The organism is Streptomyces sp. CA-106110, from assembly GCF_050936285.1.
In the GTDB taxonomy this organism is placed as follows: domain Bacteria; phylum Actinomycetota; class Actinomycetes; order Streptomycetales; family Streptomycetaceae; genus Streptomyces.
On the sequence record NZ_JBNJNB010000001.1, the window covers coordinates 479,771 to 502,734 of the forward strand.

At 68.5% G+C, this 22,964-nt stretch carries 18 protein-coding genes and 2 pseudogenes; 6 read left to right on the forward strand and 14 right to left on the reverse strand.

Annotation, left to right across the window (positions count from 1 at the left end):
- The first annotated feature begins 355 nt into the window (after positions 1-355).
- Positions 356-1,224 (forward strand): annotated as a pseudogene (locus tag ACQEXA_RS02415) (IS5 family transposase).
- A gap of 779 nt (positions 1,225-2,003) precedes the next feature.
- Here ACQEXA_RS02415 and wrbA read toward each other — a convergent pair.
- A complete protein-coding gene (gene wrbA / locus ACQEXA_RS02420; protein WP_432937668.1) occupies positions 2,004-2,618 on the reverse strand; it encodes an NAD(P)H:quinone oxidoreductase in 615 nt (204 codons plus the stop codon).
- A 673-nt stretch (positions 2,619-3,291) separates the two neighbouring features.
- Positions 3,292-4,005, reverse strand: coding sequence for an alpha/beta fold hydrolase (locus tag ACQEXA_RS02425; RefSeq protein WP_433128404.1), 714 nt, complete (start codon positions 4,003-4,005; stop codon positions 3,292-3,294).
- Here ACQEXA_RS02425 and ACQEXA_RS02430 point away from each other — a divergent pair.
- Positions 3,905-4,177 (forward strand): hypothetical protein, encoded by a 273-nt coding sequence (locus tag ACQEXA_RS02430; protein ID WP_433134825.1) that lies wholly within the window; start codon positions 3,905-3,907, stop codon positions 4,175-4,177. The two genes, ACQEXA_RS02425 and ACQEXA_RS02430, sit on opposite strands and share 101 nt — an antisense overlap.
- A 321-nt stretch (positions 4,178-4,498) precedes the next feature.
- Here ACQEXA_RS02430 and ACQEXA_RS02435 read toward each other — a convergent pair whose 3' ends face one another.
- From ACQEXA_RS02435 to ACQEXA_RS02475, 9 genes and pseudogenes are all read right to left on the reverse strand, one after another.
- A complete protein-coding gene (locus ACQEXA_RS02435; protein WP_432937664.1) occupies positions 4,499-5,167 on the reverse strand; it encodes a response regulator in 669 nt (222 codons plus the stop codon).
- Positions 5,164-6,432, reverse strand: a complete 1,269-nt coding sequence (locus tag ACQEXA_RS02440) for a sensor histidine kinase (protein WP_432939939.1) — start codon at positions 6,430-6,432, stop codon at positions 5,164-5,166. The genes ACQEXA_RS02435 and ACQEXA_RS02440 overlap by 4 nt, the downstream gene beginning before the upstream one ends.
- A gap of 68 nt (positions 6,433-6,500) precedes the next feature.
- Positions 6,501-7,352 (reverse strand): ABC transporter permease, encoded by an 852-nt coding sequence (locus tag ACQEXA_RS02445; protein ID WP_432937662.1) that lies wholly within the window; start codon positions 7,350-7,352, stop codon positions 6,501-6,503.
- A complete protein-coding gene (locus ACQEXA_RS02450) occupies positions 7,349-8,287 on the reverse strand; it encodes an ATP-binding cassette domain-containing protein (protein WP_432937660.1) in 939 nt (312 codons plus the stop codon). The genes ACQEXA_RS02445 and ACQEXA_RS02450 overlap by 4 nt, the downstream gene beginning before the upstream one ends.
- A gap of 170 nt (positions 8,288-8,457) precedes the next feature.
- Positions 8,458-10,428 carry a zinc ribbon domain-containing protein gene (locus ACQEXA_RS02455; protein ID WP_433128406.1) on the reverse strand — a complete coding sequence of 657 codons (1,971 nt, stop codon included), beginning with the start codon at positions 10,426-10,428 and terminating at the stop codon, positions 8,458-8,460.
- Positions 10,425-11,042, reverse strand: coding sequence for an IS607 family transposase (locus tag ACQEXA_RS02460; RefSeq protein ID WP_433128408.1), 618 nt, complete (start codon positions 11,040-11,042; stop codon positions 10,425-10,427). Before ACQEXA_RS02460 ends, ACQEXA_RS02455 begins: the two co-directional genes overlap by 4 nt.
- A gap of 259 nt (positions 11,043-11,301) precedes the next feature.
- Entirely contained in the window at positions 11,302-12,387 is a 1,086-nt protein-coding gene (locus ACQEXA_RS02465; protein WP_432937654.1) for an ABC transporter substrate-binding protein, read from the reverse strand.
- Between the two features lie 100 nt (positions 12,388-12,487).
- Positions 12,488-13,366: an ABC transporter permease gene (locus ACQEXA_RS02470; protein ID WP_433128410.1), complete on the reverse strand. Its 879-nt coding sequence runs from the start codon at positions 13,364-13,366 to the stop codon at positions 12,488-12,490.
- Positions 13,363-14,199, reverse strand: a pseudogene (locus ACQEXA_RS02475) (ABC transporter ATP-binding protein). Before ACQEXA_RS02475 ends, ACQEXA_RS02470 begins: the two are co-directional and overlap by 4 nt.
- A 291-nt stretch (positions 14,200-14,490) precedes the next feature.
- Between ACQEXA_RS02475 and ACQEXA_RS02480 the strand changes: the two are divergent.
- Both ACQEXA_RS02480 and ACQEXA_RS02485 read left to right on the forward strand, forming a co-directional pair.
- Positions 14,491-16,155: an ATP-binding protein gene (locus tag ACQEXA_RS02480; protein ID WP_433128412.1), complete on the forward strand. Its 1,665-nt coding sequence runs from the start codon at positions 14,491-14,493 to the stop codon at positions 16,153-16,155.
- Complete coding sequence (locus ACQEXA_RS02485; protein WP_432937648.1) at positions 16,155-16,844, forward strand: response regulator; 690 nt, start codon at positions 16,155-16,157, stop codon at positions 16,842-16,844. The genes ACQEXA_RS02480 and ACQEXA_RS02485 overlap by 1 nt, the downstream gene beginning before the upstream one ends.
- 525 nt (positions 16,845-17,369) lie before the next feature.
- On the opposite strand, the gene ACQEXA_RS02490 is transcribed toward ACQEXA_RS02485, so the two are convergent.
- The 3 genes from ACQEXA_RS02490 to ACQEXA_RS02500 form a co-directional block, all read right to left on the reverse strand.
- On the reverse strand, positions 17,370-18,170 hold the full coding sequence (locus ACQEXA_RS02490; RefSeq protein WP_432937646.1) for a L,D-transpeptidase family protein: 801 nt from the start codon (positions 18,168-18,170) through the stop codon (positions 17,370-17,372).
- Between the two features lie 377 nt (positions 18,171-18,547).
- Positions 18,548-19,777, reverse strand: a complete 1,230-nt coding sequence (locus ACQEXA_RS02495) for a CU044_5270 family protein (RefSeq protein ID WP_432937644.1) — start codon at positions 19,775-19,777, stop codon at positions 18,548-18,550.
- Positions 19,774-20,340 carry an RNA polymerase sigma factor gene (locus ACQEXA_RS02500; protein WP_432937642.1) on the reverse strand — a complete coding sequence of 189 codons (567 nt, stop codon included), beginning with the start codon at positions 20,338-20,340 and terminating at the stop codon, positions 19,774-19,776. Before ACQEXA_RS02500 ends, ACQEXA_RS02495 begins: the two co-directional genes overlap by 4 nt.
- A 629-nt stretch (positions 20,341-20,969) precedes the next feature.
- On the opposite strand from ACQEXA_RS02500, the gene ACQEXA_RS02505 reads away from it, so the two are divergent.
- Complete coding sequence (locus ACQEXA_RS02505) at positions 20,970-21,635, forward strand: nitroreductase (protein ID WP_433128414.1); 666 nt, start codon at positions 20,970-20,972, stop codon at positions 21,633-21,635.
- Between the two features lie 648 nt (positions 21,636-22,283).
- Positions 22,284-22,952, forward strand: a complete 669-nt coding sequence (locus ACQEXA_RS02510; protein WP_433128416.1) for a GNAT family N-acetyltransferase — start codon at positions 22,284-22,286, stop codon at positions 22,950-22,952.
- The last annotated feature ends 12 nt before the right edge of the window (positions 22,953-22,964 follow it).

Sequence of the window (22,964 nt, forward strand, 5' to 3'; positions counted from 1 at the left end):
GCCGCGGATCGACAGGCGGACAGAAATTCCTTGCACCCGGGCCGGGGACACCGTATCCCGGAGATCCGGGCGCCAAGCGAAGTACAGCGACGACAGCAGCCGACCATGACCGGGGGCACCTGTGAGAGGTCGTTTTCATCTCTAGCGCCCTCTTATTGCCCGCTTTCTTCTGTGCGGTGATGTGGTGCTGAAGGGGCTGTTGGACTGGGTTGGTCTCGTGGGGTTGGTGGGGTGACGGTTGGGGCGGGAGGAGGCGTGCGCCTGTCTCATCCCAGGAAGCCCGCTTCTGGGCTGTGCTTCCACAGGTAATTCCGTGCGCCTGGGCGCACTCGGCTGCACGCGGTACGTCCACACCATGAGTGAGCGACGTCCGTATCCGAGTGATCTTTCCGATGCTCGCTGGGAGTTGATCGAGCCGGTCCTGTCCGCCTGGCGGTCCGAGCGACGCCGACACGCCCTGGACATCGGCCGCCCGCCCGAGCACGAGCTGCGCGAGATCATGGACGCGATCTTGTACGTGGACCGTACCGGGGTGCAGTGGCGCTACCTGCCCCACGACTTCCCGCCCTGGGAAACCGTCTACGGCTACTTCGCCAAATGGCAGAAGGACGGCGTGTTCGGCCAGCTCAACGGCCTGTTGCGGGAGTTGGTACGACAGAAGGAGGGCCGCAACGCGAACCCGTCGGCCTGCGTGATCGACGCGCAGAGCGTCAAGACCTCCACCAGTGTCCCCGCTTCGAGCCAGGGCACCGACGCCGGCAAGAAAATCGTCGGCCGCAAACGGAGCATCATCACCGACACCCTCGGCCTTCTGCTGGCGGTCCTTGTCACCGCGGCCAGTGTTCAGGACTCCGTCGCAGGTCAGGCTCTCCTCGAGCAGGCTGCCTCCGCCCATCCCACCATCCGCAAGTCTGGGTGGACGGCGGCTACCGCAAGCACTTCGTGGAGCATGCCGCCACCCTCGGCATCGACCTCGAAATCGTCCAGCGCAATCCCGGGACCAGGGGATTCACCCCGATCCCGAAACGCTGGACCGTGGAGCGAACCTACGGCTGGCTCATGCTCCACCGCCGCTTGACCCGCGACTACGAGACTCTTCCGGCTCGCTCCGAAGCCATGATCCACCTTGCGATGACCGAGCTCATGGCCCGCCGACTCACCGGCGAGGCCACCATCTCCTGGCGCGACCCGACATCACCGGAACAAATCCGCCTCACGGGATAAAACAACGGGAGAAAACGACCTCTCAGTTTTGGTCTCATTCTCCGGCGGCCGGAGCCGTTCACAGGGATACGCGACACCGACGTCAGCACGGTGGTGAACGATCGCGGACAAGGGGGGACAACGCCCTGCGGGGGGAACAGACCTCGAAAGCGAGTGCGTCACCCGCCTGGCCCGCGGTCCGCGTGGTGGGGCGGACTACCTGGCAACACGGGGAATCACGGAGCGCGTGAGACCGGCGCAGCTCCTACGTGATCAAGGTCACGCTGCGCCCGACAAATGTGACCGAACCATGGACGCGGCGGGTCTAGGGCGCCACGATCAACCGTGCCGCTGCGTGCCCGAAGAGGCGGGGAACCACGGGGAGCGGCGGCTAACCGCGGAGGTCAGGAAAGAGACCAGCCCCTGACCAAATTTGCTGGTCAGGGGCGGGTACTCCCGAGTGTGGCCGCGCCACGATTCGAACCCGGGAAGGCTGGGCGGGCAGATTTACAGACCCCGCAGAGAAGCCTGTTTTTGAGCTGGCCCCTCCATGCGTTGGGAGCCCCTGGTCCCACAGGTGCCCCACGACCACTGGCGAGAAGACGTCATCCTTCGTCCGTCGGGCGAAGTCGAGAGACAGCGCAGATCCCGATCCGTCTCGACGCCTGTCTGTGGCATGGCAAACGACATGCAGGGAAGTCAGTGAAGCTTTGACATCGCCCCGGGCCGCCCTGGTGATCGACTAGGGCGGGCCGGTCGCCGCCCGGTCATGTGGGGAACGAGCAGCGGCTGTCCGGGGGTCAGGCGAGGCCGGCCTTGAGGGCGCCGGCAAGCTGGACCACGCGCTCGGCCTGGTGTCGGGCGGCGTTGCGGGTCTGCTCGCCGACCGGGTTGTTGCCTTGGGCGTCGACGTGGGATGTGCCGTAGGGGTTGCCGTCGACGAACTTGATGGGGTCGGTGTAGCCGGGGGACACGATGATGCCGCCGAAGTGGTGGATGGAGTTGTACAGGGCGAGGAGCGTGGACTCCTGGCCGCCGTGCGCGGTGGCGGTCGTGGCGAAGCCGCTGTAGACCTTGTTGGCCAGTTTGCCCTGGGCCCACAGGCCGCCGAGGGTGTCGATGAACTGCTTCAGCTGGGAAGAGATGTTCCCGAAGCGGGTGGGGGTGCCGAAGATGACCGCGTCCGCCCACTCGACGTCGGCTGGCGTGGCCTCGGGAACGCCCGCGCTGGCCGCTGCGTGGGCGGCCCAGGCCTCGTTGGAGGCGATGGCGGCCTCGGGGGCGAGTTCGGCGGCCTTCAGCAGGCGTACCTCGGCGCCGGCCTTCTCGGCCGCCTCCGCGATCTCCTTGGCGATCTCTGCCGAGAAGCCGGTGGAGGAGTAGTAGATGACGGCGAGACGGACAGGGGTGGTCATGCGGGTTGCCTCCGATTCTGGGAATGCGTTCGTGCGCCACGACCGACCAGGCAGGTGGTTCGCAGGCCCCGCGCAGGCGGCCTGGCGTGAACCGTCCGCGCGATAGGTGAACGTTAAACCATCTAGTTCATTTGTCAACTATTCGGGGAGTGCGGTCGTCACCCACGAAGACCGCCCCAACCCAAAAGCGCCGTCCGCGGCGTCACCCATCGGTGGACGCTCTGAAAGGGCCCATCGAACCCTTCTCATCCTGAAGGTCGAGGCTGATGACGAAGGGGCTGATGGGGGTTCGTGACGCGGCAGGGCTCCTGATCACAGATACGGGCGCAGGCGCTGGAAGCGCTACGCCAGCAGGTGCCGGCATGACGCACTGTCGTGCGGATACCGCGCTCGGCTTCATGGAATAGGACGCAGGGCGAGCCGACCGCGACGGTTGGGGCTAATGACGGATCAACTACTTATGGCCGCTGTACACGGGCACGACGATCCCGATCGGCTCCTGGCGGTCGCGGATGTGGTTGGATACCTGGGTCTAAGCGCGTATCCATAAGTCTTGCGCATGACGGGGGACGTGGCCGCCGGGGGCGGCGGGCGTTGTCGTCCACCGGGTCCACTCGGCCCAGTCGTCACCGGACGCGGCGTCGCCGTGATGTCCGGCGGCAACCTCGACCGGCTATGCGGCGAGTGTCGCCAGCATCTGCTCGGGTGCGGTGACGATCGAGAAGTGGCCTTGGCCGGGATGGACGTGAAGGCGTGCGCCCGGTATCACCGCGGCGAAGCGGCGGGCGTGCTGGAGCGGGACGGTAGTGTCGGCGTCCCCCTGATGGATCGACGTGGGCACCCCGATCGACTCGAGGTCGAAACCCCACGGCCGGGTCAGCACGCGCAGATCCTGCCCGACTCCCCAGCTGCCGCGGTGGAACGCTCGCAGGTAGTTGGTCAGGAAGGCCGCGCGCGCGTCCGGCTGGGCGAGGGCACGCCGGTCGCCGACGGGCATCTCGCTGGTCGCCAGGCGAAGGAACAGCCCTGGTTCCCGGCGCGCCAGCGTGGCCAGGCGGCCCAGAAACCAGCCACCGAAGGCCGGAACGTGCCGGGCGATCTGCAAGGCCGCGCGCTGCCCGGCTGCCATCCCGCGGGTGGGCCAGGCAGCCAGGCCAAGGGGCGCGATGAGCAGCAGGCTGCGGACGCGGTCAGGCAGCTCGCACGCGCAGGCAGCCGCGAACGCTCCGCCGCCCGAAACGCCGAGCAGCGCCACCGAGCCGACGTCCAACGCGTCCAGGACCAGGGTGGCTTCCGCAACCCAGGTCCACCACCCGCGGCAGGCGACGGACGTCGGTGCCGCCGATGCCGGGGCGATCCGGGGCGATAAGGCGCAGTCCGAGCGCATGGGCCGCGCCCGCGAAGCCGTACACGGCCAGCCGGGAGTCGGCCAACCCGTGGCAGAACAGCACCGCGGGCGCGGCCGGCTCCCCACCACCTCGACCGCGATCACCCCGCCGCCGGCTCGCCGCAACTCCACCCTCACCTCATCTCCCGCGACCTTGATCCGAGCTGCCTGAGCGGCTTTCCAGAGGTTCTGCCGGTAGCCGGCTGGCAGCCACGGGCCAGTCCGGGGGCTGCGGCGGTCAGGAGCCGGCCCGGTGATGCTCTTCGACAACACCTGGACCAGCCCCTGGCTCCCCCACAGTCACGCGCCGAGGGTGTCGCCTGCCTTGCTGAGCTGTGCCTCGCCGATCTTCATGGCCGTGGAGGCACGGCGTCCTCGTCCACCGCCCGCAGCAGGCGCAGCCCAGAGGGCGCGGCCACCGCCCGTGGATCAGATCCCATCCCGTGGCGCGGATCGCTGCGCCGGCTGTCCGTCGAAGGCTGCACCTGCTTGCTCAGCTCGCCTGGGGCCGGGCCAGACCGTGGTCGTAGGCGAAGATCACTGCCTGGATGCGGTCGCGGGCGCCGATCTTGGCCAGGACCCGGCCGACATGGGTCTTCACGGTGGACTCCGACAGGACGAAACGGCCGGCGATCTCGCCGTTGCTCCACCCCTTGCCGATGGCGACGAGGATCTCGCGTTCACGGTCGGTCAGGGAGCTCAGTCTCGGGTCCTCGGTGGAGCCGGCACCGCCGGGCGGCACGAGACGGGCGAACTCGTGGAGAAGGCGGCGGGTGAGCGCGGGGGCGATAACAGCATCTCCGACGGCCACCGCGCGGATGCCCGCCAGGAGTTCCTCGGGGCGGGCGTCTTTGAGGAGGAACCCGCTGGCTCCGGCGCGCAGCGCCGCGTACACGTACTCGTCGAGGTCGAAGGTGGTCAGGACGAGGACACGGGAGCGGTCGCCGGCGGCGACGATCCGGCGGGTGGCCTCAATGCCGTCCATGCCCGGCATGCGGACGTCCATGAGGACGACGTCCGGGCGGAGTTCGGCGGCCTTGCGCACGGCCTCGGCTCCGTGGGCGGCCTCGCCGACCACCTCCGTCTCGGGCACGGAGTCCAGAAGCATGCGGAAGCCGTACCGCTGGAGCGGCTGGTCGTCCACAACGAGCACGGTGGTCACCGGGCACCGTCCTGGGGGGTGAGGTCGAGGTCGGCCCGTACCGTCCAGCCGGCGCCTGCGGGGCTCACGCTGACGTGCCCTCCATAGAGTGCCGCTCGTTCTCGCATGCCCACCAGGCCGTGACCTTCCTCGTTCGCCGTGCGGGGACGGCCGACCGGGGTGGAGGGGCCGGAGTCCTGGACCGTGATGGTCAGCCGCGTGTCCTCCACGACGATCGCCAGGTTCGCACGCGCGCCGGCGCCGGCATGCTTCAGGGTGTTGGTCAGGGCCTCCTGCACGATGCGGTAGACCGTGAGCTGCACCCCGCTGTCGAGGGCGTCGATGTCTCCGACCGTACGGTAGACGACCTCCAGGCCGGCGGCGCGCACCCCCTCGCACAGCGCGTCGAGGTCGGTGAGACCGGGCTGCGGGCTCAGCTCGGGCTCGGCCGGCGCACCGTCCGCCTCGCGCAGTACGCCGAGCACCCGCCGCAGTTCGCTCAGCGCCTGGCGGCCGGTGTCGCCGATGAGGTGCAGGGCCTCCTTGCCCCGTTCCGGAGCTGCGCCTGCGGCGTAGGCTCCTGCATCGGCGAGGGTGATGATGACGGACAGGTTGTGGCCCACGATGTCGTGCATCTCGCGGGCCACTCGTGCCCGTTCGGCGGCGACAGCGAGTCGGCCGCGCTGGTCGCGTTCGATCTCCAGCCGTGCCGCACGCTCGCGCAGCCCGACCAGTTGGGCCCGCCGGATGCGGATCATCAGGCCGAGCGCGAGTGCTGCGGTCGCCGTGCTGAGCAGGAAGAACAGTGCGTCCCAGACCGACACCGCCGCCGAGACCCGCACCGCGACCAGGCTCAGTGCACCCGCTGCGACCGCGCAGGCCCAAGCCAGCTGCCGCAGCCGCCCGTGCAGGGCCAGGCTGTACAGGGCGACGAAGAGGGCGACGTCCGCACGGAGCGCGGCGCCGAGGGACCACTGGAGGACGAACACGGCCGTGACGGCGCCGAAGGCGGCGGCGGGCGCCCGCCGCCGCCACAACAGCGGCAGCACCAGTCCGGCCTGCAGAGCCATGATGCCCGCCACGGGCAACCGGGTGAATGCCACGCGGAAGCGGCGCGGGCCGTCGCCGTCCCCGCCGATCACGCCGACTGCATGCAGCAGATCCGGCAAGCAGAACAGCAGGAAGACCAGCACCACCACCGCGGTGTCCAGCACCCACGGACGGGCCTGGTCGGCATGCCGGAGCCGCTGGCCGGCCCGGCCGAGCCGGGCGACCAGCGGCCCCATCCCGCTGAGGTCATCGGCGGTCACGGATGTCACGGATGTCACCAACCCATGATGCGGGTGGCTGCTGCTCAGACGTCGCTGCGCAGCAGCCGGTACGCCGCTCCGGCCAGCGCGAGGGCTGTCCAGCCGAGGAAGACCAGGAGTCCGGCGCCCGGCGACAGGGTGGTGGAGTCGTGGGTCAGGGCGAAGATCGACTCGCCCGCGTGGCTGGGGAGGTAGGGGTCGATGTCGCCCTGCCACGAGCTGGGCAGCAGGGAGATCAGCCCGGGTACGAGCATCAGGGCGGCGACCAGGACCGAGATACCGCCGGCCACGGACCGCAGGAGCGCGCCCAGGGCGGCGCCGATCACTCCGACCAGGCCCAGGTAGAGTCCGGCGCCCAGGAGGCTGCGGACGACGCCGGCATGGCCAAGGCCCATGGCGGCGGGCGTGCCGGAGACGATCTGGCTGCCCACGAGGAAGGCGACGAACGCGCCGACGGTCGCGACCACCAGGGCGACCACTCCGTACACCGCCGCCTTGGACCACAGCACCGGGAGCCGGCGCGGTACGGCCGCGAGGGTCGAGCGGATCATGCCGGTGGAGTACTCGCCCGCCGTGACCAGCACGCCGAGCACACCGAGGGCGAGCTGGGCGAAGTTCGTGCCGAAGAGGGACAGGCTCATGGCCGTCGCGGTGGCGAAGTCGCGGTCCATGTGCCGGCCGGAGTCGAGATTGGACTTGTAGTGGCTCGCGGCGATGACACCGAAGGCGACGAGGAACAGCAGACCCAGGCCGAGGGTGATCCAGGTGGAACGCAGAGACCAGAGCTTGGCCCACTCAGAGGCCAGCACGCGCCGTCCGGTCACCCGGTAGGCGGGCCGGGCCTGAGCGGCCGTGGCGGTCTCGGGAGTCTCGGGCGTTGCCGTGAGGATGCTCATGCCGCGCTCCCGGAGGTCTCGATGCCGGTCGTGGAACCGTGGTACTCCACGGCGTCCCTGGTCAGTTCCATGAATGCCTCCTCCAGCGACACCGCCTTCGTGGTCAGCTCGAACAGGGGGATCCCATGATCGGCCGCCTTCAGTCCGATCGCACGGGCGGACATCCCGGTGACCTGGAGTTCCTCCGAGCCGATGCGGCCAGTGATCTCCACACCCGGCCCGGCCAGCACGTCCCGCAGCCGCGCCGGGTCGTCCGTTGCGACCTTCACGGTGTCGCCGCCCGCTTCGCGGACCAGGTCCTGCACGGTCGTGTCGGCCAGCAGCCGGCCACGCCCGACGATGATCAGATGATCCGCGACGAGTGACACCTCGCTCATGAGATGCGAGGAGACGAAAACCGTGCGCCCCTCGGCCGCGAGGGTGGTCAGCAGGTTCCGGATCCACAGGACGCCCTCGGGGTCGAGCCCGTTGACCGGCTCGTCCAGCATCACGGTCTGCGGATCTCCGAGCAGGGCCGCGGCGATGCCGAGCCGCTGGCCCATGCCGAGGGAGAAGGCACCGGCACGCTTCTTCGCGACGCTGCCGAGACCGGCGAGTTCGACGACCTCCTCGACCCGACGGCGCGGAATGCCATGAGTCAGCGCAAGGGCCCGGAGGTGGTTGTAGGCCGAGCGGCCCGGGTGGATCGACTTCGCCTCCAGCAGCGCCCCCACCTCCTGCAGCGGTGCCTGGTGGCGGGCATAGCGGTGACCGTTCACCGTGACGGAGCCGCTCGTCGGCGCGTCCAGCCCGACGATCATGCGCATCGTCGTGGACTTGCCCGCACCGTTGGGCCCCAGGAAGCCCGTCACCGTGCCCGGCTTCACGGTGAAGTCCAGACCGTCGACCGCGACCTTCTCCCCGTACCTCTTGGTGAGCTGCTGTGCCTCGATCATTCGCGTTCTCTCTCTCGGACTCCGGCGCCCGAAACGCCTGACGCCTCCTCCGCAACGCTAAGTCCGCGATCTGCCGGATCCGGTGGTACCGGGGGCTGAACAGTGGCGGGCCGGTAGTACCGGGGTACTACCGCACCGGCAGCTGGCGGCGGTACTTACAGCGTCTCTGATTAGCTATGCGATCCTGAGTCGGATTGAGTTTCCGGGATCGTTTCCCACCGTGGTGGGGAGGCGTGGGCGTGGAGGTGGAATCCCGCGCCGAGTGCTGCCCCTTGTGGCCGGTGGCCGGTGGTGGGTGTGCTGGTCGTGTTCATGCCCTGGTGTCGGTGGGCTGCGCGGGGCAGCCGGGTCCGGTCCGTGTGAGCGTGTCCCTCCGGACGCTGGCCGGCACGACCGTGAGGCCGTGCTGGGGAGGGTGCCCTGCGTCGCCTGGGCGCGGGGCGTGTGGAACGACGCCGGGTAGGGCCGGTCTTGGACCGGTCCTTCCGACTGGTCTTGGCAGTCGGTGTGACGACCGCCTTCGCTTCCAGGTTGTCGAGGACCGTCCGGATCACCATGTGGCCGCCGGTGCGGTCGCAAGCGGTCGTGGCCTGGTGGGCCAGGCCGCGGGCTGCGATACGGCGCCAGGCACCGTGGTCGCGGTCGCCCTGCCAACGGCAGTCCTGGTGGGGGCAGATGGCCCATTTCCATCCCGCGATAGTGGGCCGGTCGGGGGCTTTGCGGTGCCGCAGCGGGGTCAGGCAGTGCGGGCACAGTTTGGAGGTGTTGCGGGCCGGAACCGTGACGACGGCGATGCCCTGTTCGGTGGCGAGGTGCCGCGTGCGGTCGGCGATCTGTCCGCGGACCTGCTGGGACAGGCGGGTGTTCAGGGTGCGGCCCATGCCCCCGGCTTCCATCGACCGCAGATCCTCGACATAGATCACCGTGGCCCTGGCCGCGATGGCCTGGTCGACGGCCCACCTGGCGGCAGCCCACGCCAGGGCGTCGTTGAGGTTCGATCGGCGGTTGGACACGTGCTGGATCTCGCTGCGCAGCACGTCGAGCTTGGGGGCAAGCTGGTGGTCGTGGCCTGCGATGAGCCGCATGTACTGGTCGGCTTTGGTGTGCAGTCGCTCTGAGAGGCGGCGCAGGCGGTGCTGCTTGGCGAGCACACCGGCGGCCCGGAACTGGGCGCCGGCCCCGAGCGTGGTGATCCGCCCGTCGCCGTTCAGTTGCACGGTGCCTGCGCTGAGGAGCGTGTTCAGGCCCCAGTCCACGCCGAGCGCCACCGTATGACCGGTGCGGTGGGCCTTGGGGACGGCGTGGGTGTAGGCCAGGTCAGCGCGCACGGTGTCACCCGCGCAGCGGAGGGTGGGAAGGTGGAGCACCGCCGATGCGGGGACCGTAGGCGGCAGCGTGATGGGGCAGGTCACCCATGTCCAGTCCCGGTAGGTGGCCGGGTCGGGGCGGGTGGGCAGCTGAAGCCGTAGCAGCGCCTGCCCGGTGTCGGTTTCGGAGCGTTCGATCGTGGCCTGCTGCCCATCGCACGCGGCGAGGAGCAGCAGGCGGGGGATCTTCGGGGTGCCTTCGAGTTCGAACACGTCCACGGGCAGACGGCCGTTGGCCTTGAGATACGTGGCGGCCTGCCGGGTGCGGGCCTTGATGATGCTGGATGGCAGATGCTCCCCGCCACAGATCGCCGCCCGAACCTGATCCCACTCTCTCGGGGTGCGTTTGCTCGGATCGGCCGGCCACGTCGCCAGCACCCCCAAGACCACATCGGCGCGCCACTTCACCGAGCGCAGCGCCCGCCCGGCCTGCTCCTGGGCCATGCGCACGATCCGGTCGTTGACCTTCACGCCCTCGGGCGGGGCGGCACTCCAGCCCAGACGCCGCAGCGCCATCCACGCGTTCGACGGCAGATTCCGACCGGCCTCGTCCACGCCGGAGGCGAGTACCTTCACATCACGGCTGTTCCAACGCTCGGCGAGCACGACAGAAACCATGCCCGCCACCAGGTCGCTGCACCAGCCGATGCGTTCGGCCAGCACGGCCTGGGTCAGGACTTCGCCCGTCTTCTCATCCACGCCGGTGCGCACAAGGGTGCGGGCGCACGCGGTGCGGGAGGTCTCACCGTGGGCGAGCTGCGGTTTCCGGCTCACCGGTGGCTACCGGCCTGGCATTGCTCGGACTCGGCCAGCAGGCGACGCCGGTTCTCAGCCGACCGCATCCCGTACAGGCGGCCGGCGAACACGGTGACCAGCGACGCGAAGTCCTCAAGGAGTTCGTCCCGGCCGCCGAGCTTCTTCGGGTGCAGCACCTCAAGACGGGCGCCGTACACGGACAGCAGGTGCTTGAGCCAGCCGCCACCGAACCGGGCGAGCCGGTCCTCGTGCGTGACCCGCACGACGGTCACCGAGCCGTCAGCAACGGCCCGCAGGAGCCGGCTCAGACCGGGCCGGTCCTCCCGCAGGCCACAGGCCCGGTCACGGAAGACCTTGACGATCTCCCCGGTGGAGGTGGCCCGCAGCTCCTTCTCCTGCGCCTGAAGCAAGGATTCCAGCCCGTGGGAGCCGGACACACGCACGTACAGGCCCTCCAGGCGGACAAGCTCGCCACCGGTGGAGACCTTCATCGCCTCCACATCGATCGAGGAGAACCGACACTCACGCCCGACCCAAGTCACCGGAATCTTCCCCGAGTCAGCCCAAAGCCGAAGCGTCACGGGATGAACACCCAAATGCCTTGCAGCCTTTGAGAGTCGAAGAAGTTCCACACAATTACCGTACGAACACTGAAGAACTCTAAGCAAATTGATGAGCCTCAGGGCCGGCCGGTTCGTCGGCGGACGGTGAGCCCCTGTACCGCGACGTAGCGGAACTGGTCATGGCTGCCGTGGCGACGATGTACCGGTGGACCAGCCTCATCCTTGGTCTCCTTCGCGAGTCGGCCGGTGAGGATTTGTGATTCGTGGTGCCCACGAACCGAGGCCGCCCGGCCTGTCGTTGCCTGGGCGGCCTCGGGAGCACCGGGACTCAGCCGTCGACGCCGGCCGGGGTCGTGGTGGTGGTGAAGCCCTCCTTCTTGTTGGCCGAGATGGCGAAGTCGTTGGTGAACGTCTTGCCGAGGTCCACCGACGAGGACACGGTCCCGACCAGCTGCTCAGTGGCCAACGTGGTCTTCGGGCCGCCGGCTGGCATGATGCCGTCCGGCAGGAACTGGCCCTTGTCCTCGTTCAGAGCCGTGATGTAGTCGGCCTTGGTGACCAACTGGTTCTGTACGAACGACGCCGGCAGCTTGTTCGCTATGTCGGCGGCGCTGTGGTCGTGGATCCAGTGCATGGTGGCCACGAGCGCATCGACGACTTTCTGGACCGCGTCCTTGTGCGAATTCACCCAGTCGGTGCGGGCGAGGACGCTCGCCGCCGGGAACGCACCGCCCAGCGCCGTCTTGGCGCCGTCGGTGGTGGCCAGGTCGATCGCAGAGGTGCCAACGCCCTTCTTCTGGATCGCGGCGACCGTCGGCTGGGTCGTCATCACGCAGTCGGCCTTGCCGTTCTGCAGCGCAGCGACAGCGGTGGAGCCCGCACCGACCGCGAGCCGGTGGTACTGGTTGGCCTTGACGCTCTTCTTCGCGGCCATGAATTGGGTAAGGGTGTCGGTGCCCGAGCCCAGGTCGGTGACGCCGAGCGTCTTGCCCTTGAAGTCGGCGGCCGACGTCACGCCGCTCTTCTTGGTGCACATCTCCCGCTCGCCGGGCGCGCCGGACAACTGGACGACGTCCTCGACCGCCTTGCCCTTCGCCTGGAACTCGATCGTGTGGTTGTACCAGGCGCCGGCCATGTCGACCTGTCCCGAGGCCATGGCCTCCTCGGCGCCGACACCGCCGTTCTGCTCGGTGCTGAGCTCGACCTTGACGCCGTACTTCTTGTAGAAGCCGAGGTTCTCGGCGAGTTGGTAGGGCAGGTAGATCTGCTTGTCGATGCCGCCGACCATGAGTCGGACGGTCGGGGTGCCGCCGGAGCCGGACGACGCGGAGCTGCTGGAGTTACTGGAACAGGCGCTCGCGGCGCCGAGGGCGAGGACGGTGACGATCGAGGCGGTGAGGGTTCTCTTGAGCATGGCGAGACATACACCTTTCGGGAATGTGGGCACTGTTTGCGGGGCCTGCAGGTGACAGCAGCAACGCGGTGATGAGGTAATGGGACTGGGGGAGCGAAGCTCAGAGGACATTCATTTCGGAGGGGGTTGGCGGGCGCCAGGAGAGCAGCCGATGTTCGAGCTTGCCGATCAGCCACTCCGCGCCGAGCACAATCACCGCGATGACGAGCATCGTGGCGAACACGCCGTTGGGGTCGAAGTTGTTCTGCGCGGTCTTGATGACCAGGCCCAGTCCGCTCTGAGCGCCGAGCACCTCGCCGACCAGCGCGCCGACGATGGCGAAACCGAAGGCACTGTGCAGGCTGGCGATGATCCAGGTCAGCGCCGACTGCACGATGACGTGCCGGGTGATCTGCATCCGGGAGGCGCCGAGCACCCTGACGTTGGCGAGGACGTTGCGGTCGACCTCGCGGACGCCCTGAAAGGCGTTGAAGAAGACGATGAAGAACACCAGCACCGCGGCGAGCAGGATCTTCGGGGTCACGCCGATGCCGAAGGCGACGATGAAGATCGAGCCGAGGACGATACGCGGGATCGCGTTGACCATCTTGATGTAGGGGCCGAGCACATCGGAGAGGTACTGGCTCTGCCCCAGCACGACGCCGATGACGACCCCGGTGAGGGCACCCACGGCGAAGCCGATCAGCGCTTCCTCGATGGTGGTCCAGATGTTCTGGTAGAAGGAGCCGAACTGGGTGCCGTGCTGGAAGAGGTCGATCAGTCGCTTCCAGATTCCCGACGGTTGTCCGAAGAAGAACGGGTCGACGATGCCCCAGGTTGTGAACGCCTGCCAGCCGCCGATCACGAGGACCGCGAGGCCGATACGGCCGGCCCACACCAGGGCGACGCGCCGCCGGAGGGCGCGTTGCGCGGCGATCGCGGCAGGGCCCGGCCCGCCGTCGGCGATGCGAGCGTCGGAAACAGGGGACGCCGTACTCATTCCTTGCCTCCTGCGGTCAGGGCGTAGGCCCGCTCCACCTCTTCGCGCAGCGTGTCCCAGATCTGGTGCTGGAGTTCGACGAAGCGGGGCTGGAAGCGGATCTCCTGGACGGAGCCGCGCGGGCGGGGCAGGTCGATGTCGAAGACCGCCTTGACCGAGCCGGGGCTGGAGGTCATCACGACCACCCGGTCGGCGAGTGCCACCGCCTCGTCCAGATCGTGGGTGATGAAGATGACGGACGGCCGGATCTGCTCCCAAAGGTTCAGCAGCTCGGTCGACATGATCGCCTTGGTCTGTACGTCCAGGGCGCCGAACGGCTCGTCCATGATCAGAATCTTGGGTTCGTTGATGAGAGCCGCGGCCATCGCCACGCGCTTGCGCATACCTCCGGACAGCTGGTGGGGGTAGCGGTCCTCGAACCCGGCCAGGCCGACCCGGCGCAGCCAGTCGCGCGCCGAAGCCTGTGCCTGCTGCTTGGGCACCCCACGGAAGACGGGGCCCATCAGCACGTTGCCGAGCACGGTCTTCCAGGGCAGTAGGGCGTCGGCCTGGAACATGAAACTGACGCCGTCGGTGATGCCGTCCACTTCACGGCCGCCGACCTTGACCGAACCCTCGCTGGGCCGGTCGAGCCCGGACACCAAGCCCAGCGTCGTCGACTTGCCGCAGCCGGTGGGACCCACCACGGCGCAGAACTGGCCCGGCTACACGGTGAACGAAACGCCTTGCAGCGCCGTGAACACCTCACCGGCAGGGGTCAGGAATCGCTTCGTGAGCCCGGAGATATCGATGCGCGCGTCCGCATGTTTCGCCGCACCGGCACCCGGGCCCATCGCGGCATGATTTCGCGAGGCCATGTGGGGCCGCTTCCTTCCTTGTTTCGGAGTTCCTCGGGGATTCCGGGGGGAGTTCCCCGCAAGCCGAGGAAGGCAGACGCTAGAGGCAGCCGCGTATGACGTCGCTGTTTCCGAGCTAACTCGCGAATGTTGCGTAAACCGGGGTTCTGCTCGTTCTGCTCATCGGATGGGGGGTGGGCAGCATCCCGTCCATCCGGCACAATCGCGCCACCCGGGCACGTGCATGGGCCGGTCCGGCACGATGGTCATCCGCCGAAAGAGGCACCCGTGATACGCATCCGCTTCCGGACAGGCCGCGGTGGGAAGCGGAGGCTGTCCACGCTGATCCTCGCGAACCAGTTGGTCATCCTCGCGCTCACCGGCCTGATCGGTTTCGTCCTGTTCGCCTTCGCGCAGCGGGCCGAGCTCGACCGCTCCTACGAGCAGCGGGCCTTGGCGATCGCGCAGACCGCGGCCGCGGATCCGCAAATCCAACGAGCTATGGAGTACGGGGGTGGCGGTGACCTGGTGCAGACGGTGGCCGAACGGATCCGCAGGGCGTCCGGGGCGTCGTACGTGGTTGTGATCGACCTGCGAGGCGTACGGCGCTCGCACCCCATCCCTGCTCTGATCGGCGAGCCGGTGGTCGAGCCGATCGTGGTGCGGGACGGCCATACGCACGTCGGCACCGACCAGGGGGCGACCGGGCGGTCTGCCAATGGCAAAGCCCCCCTCTACGGGCCCTCCAGCGCGCTGGTCGGCGAGGTGTCCGTGGGCATACCGGAACGTGACGTGCTCGGTGAGTTGTGGCGCGAGCTGCCCACCTTCGGGCTGTACGCCGCGATCGCCACCGCGATCGGCGCGGCGGCGGCCTATCTGCTGGCCCGGCGCCTGAAGCGGACCACTTTCGGACTGGAACTGGAGGAGATCGCCGGCCTGCTGCAGGACCGTGAGGCGATGCTGCACGGCATCCGGGAGGGCGTGGTCGCCTTCGACCCGGATGGACGGATTACCGTCGTCAACGACGAGGCGCGCCGGTTGCTCGGCCTGGGCACCGCGCTCGGCCGCCTGCTGGAGGATGCGCTGCCCGACGGCCGACTGCGCCGCGCACTGGACGGCACCCTCACCGGCACCGACGTCAGCGTGCTGACCGACGACCACTGTCTCGCCGTCAACCGCATGCCGGTCACCCTGCACGGCCGCGAACTCGGTGCCGTCGTCACCGTGCGCGACCGCACCGAGCTGATCGGTCTGCTGCGCGAACTGGACTCCGTGCGCGGACTGACCGACGCCCTGCGGGCCCAGCAGCACGAGTTCACCAACCGGATGCACACGCTGGCCGGGCTGCTGGACATCGGGGAGCACCAGTCTGCGTACGAGTACGCCATCGAGACGGCCCGCTCCGGGCAGGCACTGACCGAGGCCGTGCGCCGGCACATCGGCAACCAGCTGATGGTCGGGCTCATCGTGGCGAAGACCACGGTCGCCACCGAACGCGGAGTGCGGATCGTCCTCACCAACGACTCCGCGCTCGGAGCGGATCCGCCACACCTGCGTCGGATGCTGACCATCGTCGGCAACCTGCTCGACAACGCCATCGACGCGACGGCTGAGGCACCACCCGCCGACGGCGGACGCCGGATCCGACTGACGCTGACGGAGGGAGACGAGCTGATCGTCGTACGTGTGGCGGACAATGGTCCCGGCATCGTCCCGGGCACATCCCAGTCGATCTTCGAGGACGGCTGGTCCACCCGTCCAGAGCGGGGCACCGCACGCCGCGGCCTGGGGCTGGCTATGGTGCACCGGCTGGTGCAGCGGCACGGCGGCACCATCCGGGTCAGCGAGGGCCCGGGCGCGGTCTTCACGGTCGTCTTGCCGCTGCGGGGCACGGCACCCGTGCCGCAGGACGTACTGTTCACGGCGGCGTCGCCAATGAGGGGTGAGGGCTGATGATCCGGACCCTGGTGGTGGACGACGACTTCCGGGTCGGCCAGATCCATAGGGACTACGTACACCGCGTCCAGGGCTTCGAAGTGGTCGGCGAGGCGGCGACCGTGACCGAGGCTCTGGCGGCGGTACGCAATCTGCACCCGGACCTGCTACTGCTCGACGTGTTCCTGCCCGACGGCAGCGGCATCGACATACTGCGGCAGCTCAGTCAGGACCAGGGCGATGCTCGACCGGACGCCCTTATGATCACCGCCGACCACGACATCACCTCTGTCCGGGCCGCGATGAAACTGGGCGCCATCGGCTACCTGGTCAAGCCATTCGGCTCAGCCGACCTCGCCGAACGGCTCACCGCATATCGCCAGCTCCGCGACCGCGTGGACGCGCTCAGTCGGACGACCACGACCGACCAGGCCGATGTGGACGCTCTGTTCAGTGCGGCCCGCCCGCCCGCCGTCCCTCGCATCCCGACCAAGGGCCACTCCGCACCCACGCTCAGCGCGATCCACCAAGCCCTGCGCGCCGCCCCCGCCGCCCTGTCGGCAGCCGAGGCCGCCGAGGCGACCGGCGTCTCCCGTGCCACGGCCCAGCGATACCTGTCCTACCTCGTCAAGGAGGGCACCGTCCACCTGGAACTCCGCTACGGCACCACCGGCCGTCCCGAACATCAGTACCGTATCCCGCAGTGAACCCCTGGCGGCAGCACTCGCTCTCCCCGCGCGGCCGACCCTGCCCGCAGACCACCGCTCAGCTGCCGCACAACTCCGCCTGCCGGTCGCCTGGTCGACGTCCTCGTTCGGCACGCCGCCCCCACATGTTCGAGAGCCCATGCCGGATCACTCCGGCGCCGCCTGTGAATCTTGTCGCCAAGCCGCAAGAGAAGAAGGTATTTGAACCTGCGAGCCAACTCAGACTCTGGAATCGGCACCGCGGGGCGTAGTCCGCGTCCGTATCGATGCCTACGCCCGTGCCGCCGGCAAACCACCACGTTTGTGCGCCCTGCATTCAGGCGTCGCGCTGCCGACGAAGGCGCGGTCAGGACGTGGTCGATTTCGCTGTCGAGGAGAGAGACCGTACTCAAGCCGAAGCCCTCACGCTTTGGTGATGTGACGGACCTTCCGGGCCGCAATGCCCGGAATGTTGAGACCTGACCACGGTCTCGGCAACGGAAGGGACGACACGCTTACTCCATACTCCTGTGGACCGCGGAACTGTCATCGGGCGAGAGAGGCCGCGTCGCCCATCACGACCACGGGGTGGTCAGCGGGGTCGAGGGCCCGCAACAACTGCTTCATGTGCGTCTTGGAGAGGCTGACGCAGGCGTGCGTGGGGCCGCCGTGGTCGACGTGGATCCATATGCCCCCACCGCGGTTGTCGCCCATCGGCTTGGTGCCGTCCATCGGTGAAGTGCCGGGCTGCCGGTTGTAGTTGATTGCGATCACATAGTCGAAGGAACCGGCGAGCGGTTCGCCCTCGATACCGGGCCCGCTGATGGAGAAGGCACCGGAATGGTGGTAGGGCAGCTTGGTGCCGGGGTCGGCCAGCCGTCCGCCGGCGTCGGTGAGACCGAACACCCCTATGGGGCTGCGCAGGTCGCCCGCGTAGTGCTCGTCGGTCCAGCCCTTGTAGCCGTTGTGCGCGGCCCAAACCGCCCCGGGACGCCAGCCATCGCCGACACGCTCGTAGAGTACGACCTTCGACGACGCCGAGTTCCGGGCGGATCCCGTGACCAGGACGACCTGGCAGGCGTCGGCCGGGATGTGCGACAACGTCCTGCGGCCGAGCCCCGGCAGCCGGGAGAGGATCTGAGGCCGCGGCGAAACCGTCGTCCATGGCTTGACGGGGGCAGCAGCAGCCGACTGCCCGGCCGCGGGTCCAGCAGAGTCCAGGACGATCGAGGCCGTCCCAGGAGCAGGGATGGGATCTCCCTCGGGCATGTGGTGGTACGCGGCGATCCCGAGCGAGGAGACGATGACCGCCGCGGTTGCGGATATGTAGGGCCTGTGGAGGCGCATTGGTGCAGGCTTTCTTAAGGGGGCGGGAAAACGAGGGGCAGACCTGTGGGCGGGGCTCACGGATCCGGAAGACCAGACGGTGTTCGTGGGCGTGCGGCAGGCCTGGCAGCGCTGCCCGCGTCATGGCGCGGTACTTGACCTCGCACGCCGTTGCACACACCTTCAACCAGACTGGCTCCAGGCCGGATCGCATGGATGTCGGGAACTCAGCTGGGATGCCGAGGGCGCTGCGGGAGGCCGCGGCCAGGGATGCTGGTCGTTGCTCGGAGGTCTGCCGCGTCAAGTCAGCGGCAGACCTCCGAGTCCGTCAGCCGATGTTCGAGGAGGCAGTCGTCTTTGCGAGTGCTCCCTGCGGGCTGCGCAGGTCGGCTCTCGGCTCAGCTACGAGCGTTCTTCGGTACGGTGATCTGGTGCTCGCCCCAGCTCATCCGGGTGGTCGCCGCGTAGTTGACCGTCGTGCCCGCTTTGAGACCCGCTTGCTTGGCCCTGGCCGAGGCCTTGACCAGGATGACCTGCTCACTGAGCATCGCGCCGGTGGCCGGGTCCACGACGAGCCGCTGTTGCGTGGTCCCCAGCGGTGTCCTGTACGTGCTCGGGAACTCGACGCCAACGCCCTCACGCCCCAGGGGATCTGTGGCACGTGCGATCACCCGGACTCCGGGCAGATGTGCCATCACCCGGTACGCGGCCGCCCGGACGCCGGGCTTGACGGGCATCGTGACGAGGTTGGCTGCCTGGCGCAGCATCCAGCCGCTGCGGCCTGAGGTGCCGGTCTCGGCGCCGTTGTCCTCTGCGTACAGTCGCTCCAGGTAGCGGCGCAACTCATTGCTGGTGGAGGGCAGTTCACGCAGGTCCTTGTAGGAGACGTTGCGCGGGCCGACGGCGTAGATCTTGTCGTCGATGTTCGTCTTCATGACCATCGGCCGCCCGGTTCCCATCGTGAAGCCGATCAGGTTGCTCCCGGTCTTTGCCGCGACCTCGACCTGCACCGTGCCGGGCGAGCCCGCCGCGTGCCAGCGTGCCTGGTCCGCTGCGGTCCGGGGCTCGGTCACGGAATCCAGGCCGGAGACCATGAGGCTCCTGGTTCCGGGGCGCACACCCACCGACCACTCGTCGGTGGACGTGCTGCGCACGGCGAAGAGCTGCCCCTTCACACCGGCGACGTCCACGTTCTCCGAGCGCGTGGTGGTCTGCCAGTAAATGCCCTCGGCGACCGAGGACTCGGCCTTCTTGGCGGCGCTGAGCAGTTCGAGGTGGCCGTCGACGCGGACGTCCACGGTGGCGCCCGGCCGCTCTGTTCCGGCGGAGGACCGCGGCGGTGCGGCCGGCCGATCGGCAGGCTCCTGCCAGTCGAGCGTGCTCACGGCTACGGCGGACGCCGTCACGGCTACCAGGGCCGCCGCTCCCAGCGGCCGGAACCCACCTCGCCGGCGGGGTGCGGGGATGCGTGCGGCGGGGCCGTCCGTCGCCTCGGCGACGATGCGCGCGAAGTCCTCCCGCTGCCGCGTGGGGTCCACCAGCCGGGACGGATCCAGTGCGTCGGGCCGTGCGTCCGCGAGCACCTTCATGACGTCGGGCCGCCCGGGCCGCTTGCCGGTGTTCTTCACGCGGGTGCTCCTTCGTGATGAGTGGGGTGCGGGGCCTCTACGGGAGGTGCGGACGCCGTCTGTGACACGGGTGCCGTTTCCAGGGCCTTCTCCAGTCGGCGGCGGGCTCGGTACAGTCGGACGGTCAGCGTCGCGGTGGTGCAGTCCAGGACCTGTGCGGCCTCCCTGGCGCTCAGGCCGTGCCAAGCGATCAACGTCAGCAGTTCCCGGTCGGCCTCCGGCAGGCTCGCGAGGGCCTGCAGCGCGTTGTGCCGATCGGTGACCTCCGCCGCGACGTCACCGACGTCCATCTGCGCGCCGCTGCTGATGCGCTGTGCTTCCTCGGCGGCGAGGAGATACTGGTGGGCGTCCCGGCGACGCAGTTCGCGCACCAGGTTGCGGGCCACGCCCAGGAGCCACGGCAGCGCCGGTTGAGGAATGTTGCCCACCCGCCGCCAGGCGACGGCGAACGTCTCGCTGGTGATGTCCTCCCCCGCCTGCCGCCCGACAAGGCTGGTGGCGTAGGCAAGGACACGCGGATAGCACTCCTCGTAGACGTCCCGGAAGCGTTGAACCTGTGTCACGCGCCGTCCCCTCGTTTCGGCTCTCTCACCAAGCAATGGGCGTAGCGGCTCGTTTCTTACATCCCGAACCGACAATTCCTGCAGATGTGGCGCGCATCACGCCGGGGAGCCGGACTCCCTGTCCCGCGGTGCCGCCCAAGGCGTACTCGAACCCTTGGAATCGATCATCCGCGGTCCGTTTTGAAAGCTCATCGGTTGGTGGATCACGGTGAGGTGGTATGTCGTCATGAGCTCAGCGATGAGGAGGAGTTACTCGCTGCTGATAGAGCGGGCTGTCACAGCACGGTCCGGTGCGAACGACGATCCGCCCTGAGTGCTCCCCAGCCACCCAACGTCGACCTGAGAGCCGCCACGGCGAGCAACGCCTGGTTCGCCACGGGTCCGGGCCACGGCATACAGCTCACCGAAGGTCCACACACCGGTCGCCTCGTCGTCGGAGCACAGCGGCCTGGCTTTGTCGTCGAGCGCCGACAGCGCGTGCAGGTGGGTTTCGACAGCACTTCGTGATCGGTCGGCGGCAGAATGTCGGTCGGTTTTGGCAGCACCAAAGTTCCGCCCGGCCTGGCCACCTGGCGTGATGATCACCTAATGTCGTCGCCGCCCGCCATGGAGTGAGAGGACGAAAAGACGTGGATGTGTATGAAGCCGTGGACAGTCGCAGGGCCGTGCGGGCGTTCAGCGATGAGCCGGTATCCAAAAAGGTACTCGAACGAGTGCTGGCTGCAGCGGCGCGGGCTCCGTCGAGTGGGAACCTCCAGCCCTGGCATGTGTATGTCGTGACCGGCGAGCCCTTGACCGAGCTCAAGAGACGCGCGACGGCCAGGGCACTGGCGGGCGACCCGGGCGATGAGCGGGAGTATCCGATGTACCCGGACGAGATGACCTCACCGTATCTGGACCGTTTTTCCGCTGCGGCCGCCCAACGGTACAAAGCGCTGGGAATCAAGCGCGACGACCCCGACAGGCCCACGAAGATCGCCGCCTTGAATTCGGAGGCGTTCGGGGCGCCAGTCGTACTGTTCTGCTACCTCGACCGGACGATGGGGCCCGGACAGTGGGGGGACGCGGGGATGTACTTGCAGACGGTCATGCTGTTGCTGAGGGCGGAAGGGTTGCACAGCTGCCCCCAGGTGATGTGGACGATGTATCGCAAGACCGTCAGCGAGATAGCCGGAGCCGACGACAGGCTCGCACTGTTCTGCGGTGTCGCGGTGGGATTCGAGAAGGAAGGCGTGCCACGGCTCCGTACCGGGCGGGCGGACATCACAGAAACAGTGAGCTTCATCGGAGTGTGACCCGCTGACCGGAGATCCTCACAACAGACGGGTCGTCAGCCCGTGTCGCTCCGCTCGACCGGTTCGGTGAGCGAGCCGGGCATCGGTCCCGATACACATCCGCCGGTGTAGCGGTCCTTGACCGCGCGGGTGAGTGGGCGAAGCGCGTCATCAACTCCAGGCAGGTGACGGCGGTGGAGCGCGCGGGATATGCACGCGGGTGGCGTAGGTGCCCAGCAGGCGGGCAAGTTCGGCTGGCTCCAACTGGTCGGCGGGTCCCCAGGCGCGCGTCTCACAGGCGTTCCAGGACAGGATGGCGAACTGGACGCCGTGCCTGCGTGTCCCTTCGGCGGTGCAGTGGAGGCGTGCCCAGGGGCCGAAGCCCGCTTGGTCAACTTCCACTTCCCTGCGGCCAGTTGCTGGATGCCGGGTGGTCGTCGGGCAGGCTCAGGCCGTGCTGGTCCTCAAGCACGGGCGGCGGGCCAAGGTGTTGGGCGGCAGATGCGGTCAGAACGATCGACGGATCGGCGTCCTTGTGGAGCGGTGAAGGCGGGGCGCGCCGAGCTTCGCCTCGCGCAGTGTCCACTGCACCAGTGCCGGAACTGTTCACGAGTTTCGGCAGCGCCGGTAGCTGCTGTGTCCCCGTCTGACACGTTTACCGATGAAGCCGTGGCCTCTGCGACGATGGCGAAAGGTATGAAAGCGGCGGAGGCTAGGGCCGGTCTCTTGCTCTGGCTCGGTGTGATGTACACAAACCTGGTGACGACCTCGCCGCTTCCGCTTCGTCCGGTCACTGACCAAGAGTTCGTGCCCTGGGCGCGCATGATTGCCGATACCTACGGCATGGACCGCTCGGAGCAAGAGTTGGCGGACCAACGGGCCGCGACGCAATTGGCGCGAACCCTGGCGGCCTTCGACGGCGACGTGCCTGTCGCCGGCGCTTCCGTGTACAGCCGAATGTTGAGCGTTCCCGGAGGCATGCTGCCCACGGCGGGGATCGCCTCGGTCGGCGTGGCGCCGACGCACCGCCGCCGCGGCATCCTCACGTCGATGATGCGGACACAGCTGACGGACCTTTACGAGAACGGCCGCGAGCCGGTCGCAGTGCTACGCCCGTCGGAGGCCGGCATCTACGGACGCTACGGCTACGGGCCCGCGACAGTCGGGAACTTGATGCGCTGCGATCGGCGCGCCATGCGATTCCGCCCCGACACCGACTTCGGGGAAGGGGTCGTCCGGCTTCACGACGTCGGCCAGGCCCGCCCCCTCCTTGAGAAGATCTACGACCAGGCCCGCACCAAGACCGTCGGCTGGCCCGACCGGCAGGAGGCTCACTGAACAGTCCGCCTG